We start from the raw sequence: 13463 nt of genomic DNA on the forward strand, positions 1-13463 counted from the left end.
TCAGGCCAGCCACCGCTTGCGCCGCTTGTAGCTCTTGACGTCGCGGAAGCTCTTGCGGTCCGCGCCGCCCATGCCGAGGTAGAACTCCTTCACGTCCTCGTTCTCGCGCAGCGCCTTCGCCTCGCCGTCCATCACGATGCGGCCGTTCTCGAGGATGTAACCGTAGTCCGCGTACTTCAGCGCGATGTTGGTGTTCTGCTCGGCCAGCAGGAAGGTGACCTTCTCGCGCTGGTTCAGGTCCTTCACGATCTCGAACACCTCCTGCACGATCTGCGGGGCCAGGCCCATCGAGGGTTCGTCGAGCAGCACCATCTTCGGGTTGGCCATCAGCGCGCGGCCGATGGCGCACATCTGCTGCTCGCCGCCGGAGGTGTAGGCGGCCTGGCTGGTGCGGCGCGTCTTCAGGCGCGGGAAGTAGGTGTAGACCTTCTCCAGCGTCTCGGCCACCGCCGCCTTGCCGTCGCGGCGCGTGTAGGCGCCGGTCAGCAGGTTCTCCTCGATCGTCAGGTGCGCGAAGCAGTGGCGGCCTTCCATCACCTGGATCACGCCGCGCTCGACCATCTGCGCCGGCGAGAGCCTCTCGATGCGCTCGCCGCGCAGCTCGACCGAGCCCTTGGTGACCTCGCCGCGTTCGCCGGCCAGCAGGTTCGAGACGGCGCGCAAGGTCGTCGTCTTGCCCGCGCCGTTGCCGCCCAGCAGCGCGACGATGCGCCCCTCCGGCACCTGCAGCGAGACGCCCTTGAGCACGAGGATCACGTGGTTGTAGATCACCTCGATGCCGTTGACGTTCAGAAAAATCTGGCTCATGTCTCGGTGCCTTCAAGCAGCCGCCGCGGATCCGGCTCCGCCGGTCCGCCAGCGGCGCCCCCCTCGAGGGGGGAGCGGCGTGAGCCGCTCCGGGGGGTGGGTGTCAGGACTGGCAGTCTTCCGGCGTGCGGCGCGACAGCTTCTTCTCGGAGGCGTACTTGTCCGCCGCGGTGCGCACCATCGGCTTGAGGATGGACTCGTCGGCCTGGTACCAGTCCGAGGTGAAGTTCCACTTCGTGCCGTCCCAGGTGTGCAGCCGCGCCCAGGCGGCGCCCATGTGGTCGGCGCACGAGGTGGACACGGGCCGCATCACGCCGGCGAAGCCGAGTGCGTCGAGCTTCTTCTGGTCCAGCGCCAGGTTCTCGTAGCCCCAGCGCGCCTGCTCGCCGGTCATCACCTTGCCCTTGCCGAAACGCTCCTGGGCACGCCGCACGCCCTCGACCGCGAGCATCGCCGCCGACAGGCCGCGCATGTAGAGCACCTGGCCGACCTCCTCCTTCGGCCCGGTGCCCTGGCCCTTGGCGTGCACCTTGTCGAGCACCTCCTTGACGATCTTCGAGTTCGGCTCGGCGCCGTGCTGCAGCGCAAGCGCGTTGTAGCCCTTCGCGCCGTCGCCGACGTCCTTCACGTCGGGCTCGGCGCCGGCCCACCAGACGCCGTACATCTTGTCGCGCGGGTAGCCGGTGGCCACGGCCTCCTTGATGGCCGTCGAGTTCATCACGCCCCAGCCCCACAGGAACACGTAGTCGGGCCGCGTCTGGCGGATCTGCAGCCAGGTCGCCTTCTGCTCGACGCCCGGGTGCGTCACCGGCAGCAGCTGCACGTCGAAGCCGTGCATCTTGGCGCGCTCCTGCAGCAGCGGGATCGGCTCCTTGCCGTACGGGCTGTCGTGGTAGACGAGCGCGATCTTCTTGCCCTTGAGCTTGTCGAGCCCGCCCTCCTTCTTGCCGACGTGCTGCACCAGGATGTCCGCCGCCACCCAGTAGGTGCCCACGAGCGGGAAGTTCCACTTGAACACACCGCCGTCGGCGCTCTCGCTGCGGCCGTAGCCCGAGGTGATCAGCGGGATCTTGTCGCCCGGCGCCTTCTCGGTCAGCGCGAAGGTGATGCCGGTGGACAGCGGCTGGAACACCGTCGCGCCGCGGCCCTTCAGGCGCTCGTAGCACTCCACGCCCTTGTCGGTGGCGTAGCCGGTCTCGCATTCCTCGAAGGTGACCTTCACGCCGTTGATGCCGCCGTTGGCGTTGACGAGCTTGAGGTAGTCGACGTAGCCGTTCGCGAACGGGATGCCGTTGGGCGCGTAGGCACCGGTGCGGTAGACGAGCACCGGGAAGAACTGCTCCTTCGCCTGCGCGTAGGCGCTGCTCGTGCTCAGGCCGGCCAGGCTGGCCGCCGCGACGAGCGCGGCCGATGCAAGGGACTTCAACTTCATGTCTGCCTCCAGGGGGTGTGTCAGTGAGGGAAGGGCCAGAGCCGGAGCTTTTCCTTGCCGATCGACCACAGCCGGGCCAGGCCGTGCGGCTCGACGATCAGGAAGAAAACGATCAACGCGCCGAAGATCATGAAGGTCAGGTGCGAGGCGAGCGCGGTGTCGATCGGGATGCCGAACCAGTACGGCAGGTTGTCCAGCACGATCGGCAGCACGACGATGAAGGCCGCGCCGAAGAAGCTGCCCATGATCGAGCCGAGCCCGCCGATGATGACCATGAAGAGCAGCTGGAACGAACGGTCGATGTTGAAGGCGGCCGGCTCCCACGAGCCCAGGTGCACGAAGCCCCACAGCGCGCCGGCCACGCCGACGATGAACGAGCTGACCGCGAACGCGGTGAGCTTGGCGTAGACCGGGCGGATGCCGATCACGGCGGCCGCCACGTCCATGTCGCGGATCGCCATCCACTCGCGCCCGATGTGGCCGCGCACCAGGTTCTTGGCCAGCAGCGCGAAGACGATCAGGAAGGCCAGGCAGAACAGGTACTTCTGCACCGGCGTGTCGATCGGCATGCCCAGCACGTTGAGGCCGGCGACGCTGACCGAACCGGAGGCCGAGTCGTTGGTGAACCACTTGATGCGCAGGAAGGCCCAGTCGACGAAGAACTGCGCCGCCAGCGTGGCCACTGCGAGGTACAGGCCCTTGATGCGCAGCGACGGGATGCCGAACAGCACGCCCACCGCGGTGGCGCACAGGCCGCCCAGCAGCAGCGAGGCGATCAGCGGCATGCCCTCGATGCGCACCTGGAAGTTGTAGGCCGCATAGGCGCCCACCGCCATGAAGGCGCCGGTGCCCAGCGAGATCTGCCCGCAATAGCCCACCAGGATGTTCAGCCCGAGCGCCGCGAGCGACAGGATCAGGAACGGGATCAGGATGGCGCGGAACAGGTACTCGGGCGCGGCCAGCGGCACGACGACGATCGCGATCGCCAGCAGCGCATAGATCGCGACGCGGTCCTGCGCGATCGGGAACACCGCCTGGTCGGCGCGGTAGCTGGTCTTGAACTGGCCGTTCTCGCGGTAGAGCATGTTCTGGTCCTTCTGCGCTCAGACGCGATCGATGATCTTCTCGCCGAACAGCCCCTGCGGACGCACCAGCAGGAACAGGAGTGCGAGCACGTAGCCGAACCAGATCTCGATGCCGCCGCCGATCATCGGCCCGAGGAACACCTCGGAGAGCTTCTCGCCCATGCCCAGGATCAGCCCGCCGATGATGGCGCCCGGCACCGAGGTCAGCCCGCCGAGGATCACCACCGGCAGGCCCTTCAACGCCAGCACCGACAGCGAGAACTGCACGCCCAGCTTGCTGCCCCAGATGATGCCGGCCACCAGTGCCACGAAACCCGCCACGCTCCAGACGATCACCCACACGCGCGACAGCGGGATGCCGATCGACTGCGCGGCCTGGTGGTCGTCGGCCACCGCGCGCAGCGCGCGCCCGGTGGCGGTCTTCTGGAAGAACAGGCTCAGCAGCGCCACCAGCGCGGCGGCGATGCCGGCGGCGAACAGGTCTTCCTTGTTGACCAGCACGCCGCCCTGGAAGGTGCCCTCGAACAGGAACAGCGGGTCCTTCGGCAGGCCGATGTCGATCTTGTAGATGTCGCTGCCGAAGATGGTCTGGCCGAAGCCGTCGAGGAAGTAGGTGATGCCGAGGGTGGCCATCAGCAGCGTGATGCCCTCCTGGTTGACCAGCCGGCCGAGCACCAGCTTCTCGATCAGCCAGGCCACCAGCACCATCACCGCCAGCGCGGCGACGAAGGCCAGCAGATTGGCCACCAGCTTGCTCTCCAGCCCCAGCCCCTTGGGGATCCACTCGGCGAAGCGCGCCATCGCCAGCGCCGCGAACAGCACCATCGCGCCCTGAGCGAAGTTGAACACCCCGCTGGCCTTGAAGATCAGCACGAAGCCCAGTGCGATCAGCGAGTACAGCATGCCCGACATCAGGCCGCCGATCAGTGTCTCGAGGAAGAAGCCCATCGTCGCGCCTCAGTGGCTGGTGCCCAGGTAGGCGTTGATCACGTCGGGGTTGGCGCGCACCTCGCCCGGCGTGCCGTCGCCGATCTTCTTGCCGTAGTCGAGCACGACCACGCGGTCGGAGATGTCCATCACCACCCCCATGTCGTGCTCGATCAGCACGATGGTGGTGCCGTACTCGTCGTTGACGTCGAGGATGAAGCGGCACATGTCCTGCTTCTCCTCGACGTTCATGCCGGCCATCGGCTCGTCCAGCAGCAGCAGGCTGGGCTCCATCGCCAGCGCCCGGCCGAGGTCCACGCGCTTCTGCAGGCCGTAGGGCAGGCGGCCCACCGGCGTCTTGCGGTAGGCCTGGATCTCGAGGAAGTCGATGATCTTCTCGACCACCTCGCGGTGCGCCATCTCCTCGCGTTCGGCGGCGCCGAAGCGGATCGCCTGCTGGAACAGGTTGGTCTTCATGCGCAGGTTGCGGCCGGTCATGATGTTGTCCAGCACGCTCATGCCCTTGAACAGCGCGAGGTTCTGGAAGGTGCGTGCGATGCCCGATTCCGCCACCTGGCGCGAGTTCATGTGGCGGAAGGTCCGGCCCCGCAGCGTGATCTGGCCTTCCTGCGGCGCGTAGACGCCGTTGATGCAGTTCAGCATCGAGCTCTTGCCGGCGCCGTTCGGCCCGATGATCGCGCGCACCTCGTGCTCGCGCACGTCGAAGCTGATGTCGGTGAGCGCCTTCACGCCCCCGAAGCGCAGGCTGATGTTGCGCACGTCGAGGATGACGTCGCCGATCTTGCGTTCCGCCATCAGGCCGCCCTCTTCATCGCGGGAAAGGTCTTCGTGTCGACGATCTTCAGCGTCGCCGAGACCGAGCCCGTGCGCCCGTCCTCGAACTTGACCTGCGTCTCGATGAACTGCTCGGCCTTGCCGCCGTACAGCGCATCCACCAGCACCTGGTACTTCTCGCCGATGTGGCCGCGGCGCACCTTGCGCGTGCGGGTCAGCTCGCCGTCGTCCGCGTCGAGCTCCTTGTGCAGGATCAGGAAGCGGCTGATCTGGCAGCCGGCCAGCTTCTCGTCGGCCGCCAGGTCGGCGTTGACCTTCTCGACGCACTCGCGGATCAGCTCGTACACCTCCGGCTTGCCCGCCAGGTCGGTGTAGCCGGCGTAGGGCAGGTTGCGCTTCTCGGCCCAGTTGCCCACGGCCTCGAAGTCGATGTTGACGAAGGCGCAGACCTTGTCGCGCCGGTCGCCGAAGGCCACCGCCTCCTTGATGTGCGGGAAGAACTTGAGCTTGTTCTCGACGTACTTGGGCGCGAACAGCGCGCCGCCGGCGAGCTTGCCCACGTCCTTGGCGCGGTCGATGATCTTCAGGTGGCCGCCGGCGTCGAGGAAGCCGGCGTCGCCGGTGTGGTACCAGCCCTCGGCCGTCAGCACCTCGGCGGTCGCCTGCGGGTTCTTGTAGTACTCCTTCAGCAGGCCGGGTGACTTGATCAGGATCTCGCCGCTGTCGGTGAGCTTCACCTCCACGCCGGCGATCGGCACGCCCACCGTGTCGGCGCGCGCCTCGTGATCGGGCTGCAGGCAGACGAACACCGCGGTCTCGGTCGAGCCGTAAAGCTGCTTCAGGTTGATGCCGATCGAGCGGTAGAAGGTGAAGAGATCCGGTCCGATCGCCTCGCCCGCGGTGTAGGCCACGCGCACGCGCGAGAAGCCGAGCGTGTTGCGCAGCGGGCCGTACACCAGCAGGTTGCCGAGCGCATAGCGCAGCTTGTCGAGCGCGCCCACCGGCTGACCGTCCATCAGCGCCGGGCCGATGCGCCGGGCCAGCGCCATGTAGTGCTGGAACAGGGCGCGCTTGATCGCGCCGGCGTCCTCCATGCGGATCATCACGCTGGTCAGCAGGCCCTCGAAGACCCGCGGCGGCGCGAAGTAGTAGGTCGGGCCGATCTCCTTCAGGTCGATCGTCACCGTCGCGGCGGACTCGGGGCAGTTCACCACGTAGCCGCAGGCCAGCCACTGCGCGTAGCTGAAGATGTTCTGGCCGATCCAGGCCGGCGGCAGGTAGGCCAGCACCTCTTCCTTCTCGGTCAGCTTGTCGAAGTCGGCGCCGGCCTTGGCGCGGTCGAGCAGCGTGAAGTGCGTGTGCACCACGCCCTTCGGGTTGCCGGTGGTGCCGGAGGTGAAGAACATCGCCGCCACGTCCTGCGGCTGCGCCTTGGCCAGCTCGGCCTCGAAGAAGCCCGGGTGCGCCTGGCCGTACGCGCGGCCCTGCTCGATCAGCGCGTCGAGCGAGTCGAGGCCGGGTTCGCTGTAGTTGCGCAGTCCGCGCGGGTCGTCGTACCAGAGCCGCGCCAGCTGCGGACACTGCGCGCGCAGCTCGAGCAGCTTGTCGACCTGCTCCTAGTCCTCCACCACGGCGAAGGCGACCTCGGCGTTGTTGATCGGGTAGGCGAACTCGGCCGCCACCGCGTCCTGGTAGAGCGGGATCGGCACCGCGCCGAGCGCCTGCGTGGCGAGCATGGTGGCGGCCAGGCGCGGCCGGTTGTCGCCCACGACCACCAGGTGGTCGTCGCGCTTGAGCCCCGCGGCGGCCAGGCCGCCGGCGATCTCGCGCACCAGCACCGCGAGCTGCGCCCAGCTCGTGGTCTGCCAGATGCCATAGACCTTTTCGCGCAGCGCCGGCGCATCGGGGCGCTGGCGGGCATGCTCGAGCAGCAGTCGGGGAAAGGTGGTCTGCACCAGGGACTCCTCGCGTTGCCGGGCATTCTGGGAACAAGTTTGACGTCCGGTTGTCGTTCTGACGACAATCTCCGGGACAGTCCCGAGGGGAGTTTCCCCGGGGACGCCTGTCAGCCCGCCGTCAACCGCAGCGCCTATGACCGACCTGGCCGCCCCAGCGCGCACCCCGCCGCTGCGCTCGCGCGCCCGGGCGCCGGCGGCGGCCGAGCTGGCGATGGTGCCCTGGCTGGCGCTGCTGGACGCTGTACAGCGCGAGCGGGCGGTGGCCGACCTGCAGGTGGTCGAGGCCCAGCCGGGCGACTACGTCTGCAAGATCGGCCGCCAGGCCAACTACTGGTTCGGCCTGCTCGACGGCCTGCTGAAGATGAACAACGACGGCACGCAGGGCATGCCGATCACCTTCACCGGCATGCCGCCGGGCGGCTGGTTCGGCGAGGGCACGCTGCTCAAGCGCGAGGTCTACCGCTACAACGTCGAGCCGCTGCGCCGCAGCGTGGTGGCGGGCCTGGGCATCGAGACCTTCCACTGGCTGCTCGAGCGCAGCATCCCGTTCAACCGCTACGTGATGAACCAGCTCAACGAGCGGCTCGGCCAGTTCATCGCGGCGCGCGAGATCGACCGCCTGGACGACCCGGACACACGTGTCGCCCGCAACCTGGCGGCGCTGTTCCATCCGGTGCTCTACCCCGGCGTGGGCACGCTGCTGCGCATCACGCAGCAGGAGCTCGGCTACCTGGTCGGCCTGTCGCGCCAGCGCGTCAACGAGGCCCTCCGGGCGCTGCAGGCGCACGGCCTGATCCGCATCGAGTACGGCGGCGTGCGGGTGCTGGACCTGGCGGCGCTGCGGCGCTACAGCGCGGCGGACGCGGCCTGATGCAGATCGGCCGGCAGGTGCTCGAGGCCTTCAGCGCGCGGCTGCTGGCGCTCGACCGCGTGGCCGAGTCCGCGAGCCCGGCGCGCCTGATGCGCGACGGCCTCGAAGGCCTGCGCGCACTGGTGCCCTTCGAGGCGGCGTGGTGGGGTGAATGCTCGGGCGGCATGGACGGCCTCGCGCCGCGCAACTGGCTGAGCGGGCGCATCAACCTCAGCCCCGACTTCGCGCGCGAATGGAACCGCATCGGCCACCAGGACCGATTTGCCCTCGAGAGCCTGCGGCGGCTGGACACGGTGGTCCGCTCGGCGAGCTACGACGACCCCGTGCCCGCCGTCGAGGCCTTCGCGCGCCGCCACGACCTGTTCCACGCGCTCGCCGTGACCCGCGCCTTGCCGGGCAGCGGGTTGCAGCAGTTCATCTCGATCTACCGCGGCCAGGACAGCGCGCCCTTCGTGCCCGCGGAGGGTGTGCTGTTCGAGCAGTTCAGCGCGCACCTGATGCAGCGCTGGAGCACACGTGTCGCGCTGGCGATCGGCGGCGCCGGCGCGGCGCGTGCGGGCGACGGCCATGGCCTGCTCGACGCGGCCGGCGAGTTCGTCTACCTCGGCGCGCGGCTCGCGCTGCTGCTGCAGGAGCACTACCCGCACTGGGACGGCGCGCAGCCGCCGGCCGACCTGGTCGAGGCGCTGCGCCGCGCGGCCGGCAGCCTGAAGCTGGGTGCGCGCCGGGTGGCCGTGGATCCCAGCGGCGAGCTGCTGCTGCTGAGCCTCGCGCCGCGCCGCCAGGCCCCGCTGCTGCCGCCGCGCGAACTGAGCGTGGCGCTGCTCTACGCGGACGGCCGCTCGCACAAGCAGATCGCGCGCGAGACCGGCCTCAGCCCCGCCACCGTGCGCACCTACCTGCGCGACGCTTACCAGCGCCTGGGCGTGGCCGACAAGGTGGCCCTCGGCCGTGCGCTCGCCGGCCGCCGGGCACGCAGCCGCACGGCTTGACCCTCCTCAATTGCGGAGGGCCGTGCCGCGGCCCTGCCGCTACCTTCGACGCCACGCCGTTCCCGGCGTGGACAAGAGGGCGGAGGAGCGATGAGATTCCAGTTCAAGGCGGGCCTGGGCCTGCTCGCGGCCGCGGTGGCGGCCGTCGTCGTGGGGGGCTGCGGCGGCAGCGACGAACCGGCGGCCGAGGTGGTGCTGCGCGGCGGCAAGGTGGTGACGATGGACGGCCAGCGCCGCATCGCGCAGGCGCTGGCGGTGCGCGACGGGCGCATCACCTTCGTCGGCACCGATGCGCAGGCGACCGGCCACATCGGCGCACGCACCCAGGTGATCGAGCTCGGCGGCCGCATGCTGATGCCGGGCTTCGTCGATGCGCACCTGCATGCGCTGGCCGGCGGCCGCGCGCTGCTGGTGTGCGACCTGGCGTACGCGCCGCTGACCCGCGCGCAGCTGGCAGGCAAGCTGCAGGCCTGCCTGGACGCCAGCACCGACGCGGGCCCCGACGCCTGGCTCGAGGCGGTGAACTGGGACCGGCAGTCCACCGCCGCGCTCGACGCGGACCCGACGCGTGCGCTGCTCGACGGCCTGAGCACCACCCGCCCGATCGCGGTGACCTCGTCGGACTTCCATTCGGTGCTCGCCAACTCGCGGGCCTTCGCGCTGGCCGGCATCGACAAGGACACGCCCGATCCGGCCGGCGGCAAGTTCCTGCGCGATGCCTCCGGCACGCCCAGCGGCATCTGCGAGGACGCGGCAGGCTTCCAGCTCAAGGCCGCGATCCCGCCCGACAGCGAGGCCGACCAGCTCGAGCAGGGCCGTGCCGCGCTGGCGGCCCTGCGCGAGCAGGGCATCACCAGCTTCATGGACGCCGCGGCGGGCGAGCCGCACCTGCGTGTGTTCAAGGCGCTGCGTGACAGCGGCGAGCTCACGGCGCGGGTGAACCTCGCGATCAACGTCGACGCCGAGAACGCGAACACGAACCCGGCCGACGAGATCGCCCACGCCAGGGCGCTGGCCGCGCAGGCCGACAGCGCCGCGCCCACGCCCGCACCCGGCGTGCGTGCGCGCACGGTCAAGGTCTTCCTCGACGGCGTGGTCAACGCCCCGGCCGACACCGGCGCGCTGCTGACGCCCTACCTGCAGAACATCGGCACCGAGGCCGCGCCGCAATGGGTGCCCGGCACCAACCGTGGCCAGCTCTACTACTCCCCCGCCTCGCTGAAGGCACTGATGCTGGCCTCAGCCGACGCGGGGCTGGACATGCACCTGCACGCCACCGGCGACCGCGGCGTGCGCACCGCGCTCGACGCCGTGGCCGCGCTGCGCCAGGCGCGGCCGAACGCCGACTTCCGCGCCGCGATCGCACACAACGAGACCGTGGCCGTGGCCGACTACCCGCGCTTCGCGGCGCTGGACGTGATGGCCGCGATGTCGTTCCAGTGGGCGCAGCGTGCGCCGTACTCGATCGGCGACACCGAGAGCCACCTCGGCGCCGAGCGCTTCGCGCGCATGGAGCCCTCGGGCAGCCTGCAGCGCGCCGGCGCGCGCATCGTGCACGGCAGCGACTGGCCGATCGACCCGTTCGACACCTTCCTGGCGCTGAAGGTCGGCGTCACGCGTTCGGGCGACCCGGCCAACCCGCACAGCGCCGCGAGCCTCGCGCCCATCTTCGAGGGCCCGATCAACGACGACCCGGCGCTCAGCCGCGATGCGGTGCTGGAGGCGATCACCCGCAATGCCGCGCACCAGCTGCGCCTCGAGCGCGAGATCGGCAGCCTGGAGCCGGGCAAGTTCGCCGACCTGATCGTGCTGGAGCGCGACTTCCTCGCCGTGCCCGACGAGGAACTGGGCCGCAACCGGGTGCTGCTGACGATGGTGGGCGGCAAGGTGGTGGCCGCGCTGGCGCCTTTCGACGGCACGCTGAGCGCGGCGCAGAAGGCGGGCAACGCACGCGCCCGGCTGCTGAGCCCGCGCGGCTCGGCGGGGCATGCGATCCCGTCGACCGTGCCCGGGGCGCCACATGCGCACGGTGGGGACGGGCACAACCACTGACGAGCTGTGAACAGGGGCCGGGCCGGAACAAGGACCGCATCGGCCGGCATTTCCGGCGGCAGTGGCATGCGCTGCGCGGCATGATGGATGCCGGTGCCACTGCCGTCCTCGTGCCGCCATGTCATCCCCGACCATCATCGCCGACCGCGGCGAATTCATCGACGCCTTGCGTGCGTTGCGCCGCGGACACGTGCTGGTGCACGCCGCCGAGACCTGGGGCGGCTGCACGATCGACGGCGGCATCTTGCGCACGGCCTTCCGCCCGCTGACCGACTACCACCTGGTCGACGAGTACGAGAACCCGCAGGGCTTCGAGCACGTGCGCTACTTCAGGCTCAACGCCCGCGGGCGCGAGTTCGCCGAGCGCGCCTGCCGCGCCTGGGAACGCCGCCCCCTCCTGGAACGCCTCGCCACCCGGTTGTTGGGCTGAGCCCGGACGTGCGGGTGTCCCTGCGGACACCCGCTCGCCTGGCGAAGGACCGGGCGCCTGCAGGCGCACGGGCTGGGGCGAGCCCGGACGTGCGGGTGTCCCTGCGGACACCCGCGCGCCTGCAGGCGCGCGGGCCACGGCGCGCCCTACCGGAAGCGCAGGTCGGCGATGCGCTGCTTCACCAGCGCCTGAGCCGCGGCCGAGAACGGGTCGCGCATGGTGGCCGCCTCGGCCTCGTCCAGGCGCCGCATGCGCACGCCCTTCTCGCGCACCGGGGCGTGGCCTCCCTGGATCTCGGCGACCCGGATGTCGTAGTACCAGCCGCGGCCGCTGGAAGGCGCCTCGCGCGAGTCGAAGCTGACCTGACCCTGCCCGGCGATGGCCGCCCCGCGCGCGCTCTCGTGGAACCCCTGCCAGCGGTAGTGCAGCGTCGGCGGATCGTCCAGCTGCAACGCGGCGTCGGCCTGCCACTCGGCCAGGCGGCCGCCGTCCAGGTCGTAGGCGTCGCCGCGCAGCACGGCACCGTTGGTCACCGGGTCGAGGCCGATGGTCACCAGGCTGAGGGCCGACTGGTCGTCGTCGCCGTCGCGCATGCGCTCCCACCACAGGCCCTCGATGCGGCGCAGGAACTGCCAGCGCTGCTGCTGCCGCCGGCGCTCGTCGCCGTCGGGCCGGTAGCGCGTGCCGTGTTGCGCCAGCTGCTCCCGGATGCGCTTCTTCAGTTCGCGCGCCCGTTCCGCCAGTCCGGGCCGCACCCGGCGCGTCATCTGCTCGGGCGGCCAGTACTCGGCCGCCTTGACGCCGGACAGGTCGCTGGCAATCTGGGTGCTCGAGTCGTGCTCGACGAAGAAGGTGCAGCGCTCGCGCCCGATGCGGCCGATGAACAGGCCGAGCTCGAAGATCACGTTGTCGCGCGGCAGCACGACCTGGACGCCGCGCTTGTTGGCCAGGTCGTCGCCGGTCATCACGACGACGGCGAAGTCCGCCGTGTCGAGGGCCTTCTCGAGCGACTCGATGTAGACCGCACTGAAGGCGAACTCGCTGTCCCAAACCCGCACCGTCCACTCGGCCGGCTCGGCCAGCGCCTCGGCGATCGCGCGGGCGACCGGCAGGCGCTCGGTCGACGAGGCGACGAAGATCACCGGCTTGTCGGAGATCACGGCATTCCCTCCACGGTGTTGGCGACCCCGCTGGCCACGTGCCCCGCCGGCACGTGCGGCGCAGCGTTCTCGATGTGGCCGGTCTGGTCGTCGAAGAAGAAGTCCGGCTCGAACTCGCGCAGGAACTCCCCCTTGGGCAGGCCGCCGAGGAACATCGCCTCGTCGACCTCGATGCGCCAGGCCATCAGCGTGCGGATCGCGCGCTCGTGCGCCGGCGCGCTGCGCGCCGTGACCAGCGCGGTGCGGATGCGCATGTGGCGCGCCGGCTCGCGCTGCAGCCGGTGCAGCGCCTCGAGCAGCGGCTTGAACGGCCCGGGCGCCAGCGGCATCGCGGCGCGGTCGCGTTCGTGGCTCTGGAAGGCGTCCAGCCCGTCGGACTGGAACACCCGCTCGGCCTCGTCGGAGAACAGCACCGCGTCGCCGTCGAAGGCGATGCGTACCTCGTCCGGGTGGGCGTCGGAGGCACGTGCCGACTGCGGGTAGACGCGTGCCGCGGGCACGCCGGCGGCCAGCGCCGAGCGCACGTCGGCCTCGTTGGTGGACAGGAACAGGTTGGCCGCCAGCGGCCGCAGGTAGCGCCAGGGCGGCTGGCCACGCGTGAACACGCCGCGCTGGATCGGCAGGCCGACCTGCTGGGCGGAGCGGAACACGCGCATGCCCGACACCGGGTCATTGCGCGACAGGATCACCACCTCGACGCGTTGCGCCGGCTCCGCCCCCGCGGCGTTGAAGGCCAGCAGCTTGTTGACCAGGGAGAACGCCACGCCGGGCTTGGCGGTGCGCTCCAGCCGCTCGAGCTGCAGCTGCATGTAGGCGCGGTCGTCGCTGGCCTCGAAGACCCGGTTCTCCTCCTCGAAGTCGAACAGCGCGCGCGACGAGATGGCGACGACGAGCTGACCGGCGAGGCTGACGGGCATGGCGGGGATCATAGCCAGGGCCCGGCGCCGGGCCCGC

11 protein-coding genes and 1 pseudogene are annotated in these 13463 nt (G+C 70.3%); 4 read left to right on the plus strand and 8 right to left on the minus strand.

Annotated features, from left to right (window positions below; genetic code table 11):
* The 6 genes and pseudogenes from D9C15_RS07410 to D9C15_RS07435 form a co-directional block, all read right to left on the minus strand.
* The gene (locus D9C15_RS07410; RefSeq protein ID WP_127996810.1) at positions 1-807 is read right to left on the minus strand and encodes an ABC transporter ATP-binding protein; all 807 of its coding nucleotides are present in this window, start codon (positions 805-807) and stop codon (positions 1-3) included.
* A gap of 103 nt (positions 808-910) precedes the next feature.
* Entirely contained in the window at positions 911-2239 is a 1329-nt protein-coding gene (locus D9C15_RS07415; protein WP_127996811.1) for an ABC transporter substrate-binding protein, read from the minus strand.
* Between the two features lie 20 nt (positions 2240-2259).
* Positions 2260-3324 carry a branched-chain amino acid ABC transporter permease gene (locus tag D9C15_RS07420; protein ID WP_127996812.1) on the minus strand — a complete coding sequence of 355 codons (1065 nt, stop codon included), beginning with the start codon at positions 3322-3324 and terminating at the stop codon, positions 2260-2262.
* Positions 3325-3342: 18 nt separating this feature from the next.
* Positions 3343-4272 (minus strand): branched-chain amino acid ABC transporter permease, encoded by a 930-nt coding sequence (locus tag D9C15_RS07425; RefSeq protein ID WP_127996813.1) that lies wholly within the window; start codon positions 4270-4272, stop codon positions 3343-3345.
* A 9-nt stretch (positions 4273-4281) separates the two neighbouring features.
* Positions 4282-5067, minus strand: a complete 786-nt coding sequence (locus tag D9C15_RS07430; RefSeq protein ID WP_127996814.1) for an ABC transporter ATP-binding protein — start codon at positions 5065-5067, stop codon at positions 4282-4284.
* Positions 5067-7001: pseudogene (locus D9C15_RS07435) on the minus strand (AMP-dependent synthetase/ligase). The gene D9C15_RS07430 and the pseudogene D9C15_RS07435 overlap by 1 nt, the downstream one beginning before the upstream one ends.
* A gap of 136 nt (positions 7002-7137) precedes the next feature.
* Here D9C15_RS07435 and D9C15_RS07440 point away from each other — a divergent pair.
* The 4 genes from D9C15_RS07440 to D9C15_RS07455 all read left to right on the plus strand — a co-directional run bounded on the left by D9C15_RS07440 (position 7138) and on the right by D9C15_RS07455 (position 11349).
* Positions 7138-7875 carry a Crp/Fnr family transcriptional regulator gene (locus D9C15_RS07440; RefSeq protein WP_127996815.1) on the plus strand — a complete coding sequence of 246 codons (738 nt, stop codon included), beginning with the start codon at positions 7138-7140 and terminating at the stop codon, positions 7873-7875.
* On the plus strand, positions 7875-8867 hold the full coding sequence (locus D9C15_RS07445) for a helix-turn-helix transcriptional regulator (protein ID WP_127996816.1): 993 nt from the start codon (positions 7875-7877) through the stop codon (positions 8865-8867). The genes D9C15_RS07440 and D9C15_RS07445 overlap by 1 nt, the downstream gene beginning before the upstream one ends.
* 90 nt (positions 8868-8957) lie before the next feature.
* Positions 8958-10919 carry an amidohydrolase gene (locus D9C15_RS07450; protein WP_127996817.1) on the plus strand — a complete coding sequence of 654 codons (1962 nt, stop codon included), beginning with the start codon at positions 8958-8960 and terminating at the stop codon, positions 10917-10919.
* A gap of 118 nt (positions 10920-11037) precedes the next feature.
* The gene (locus D9C15_RS07455) at positions 11038-11349 is read left to right on the plus strand and encodes a hypothetical protein (RefSeq protein ID WP_127996818.1); all 312 of its coding nucleotides are present in this window, start codon (positions 11038-11040) and stop codon (positions 11347-11349) included.
* Positions 11350-11495: 146 nt separating this feature from the next.
* Here the strand turns inward: D9C15_RS07455 and D9C15_RS07460 are convergent, their stop codons facing one another.
* Positions 11496-12509, minus strand: a complete 1014-nt coding sequence (locus D9C15_RS07460; RefSeq protein ID WP_127996819.1) for a nucleotide-binding protein — start codon at positions 12507-12509, stop codon at positions 11496-11498.
* Positions 12506-13426 (minus strand): 5'-nucleotidase, encoded by a 921-nt coding sequence (locus tag D9C15_RS07465; RefSeq protein WP_127996820.1) that lies wholly within the window; start codon positions 13424-13426, stop codon positions 12506-12508. Before D9C15_RS07465 ends, D9C15_RS07460 begins: the two co-directional genes overlap by 4 nt.
* Between the last annotated feature and the right edge of the window lie 37 nt (positions 13427-13463).

Origin of the sequence: Piscinibacter defluvii, from assembly GCF_004011805.1 — a bacterium.
GTDB classification, from domain to species: domain Bacteria; phylum Pseudomonadota; class Gammaproteobacteria; order Burkholderiales; family Burkholderiaceae_C; genus Piscinibacter; species Piscinibacter defluvii.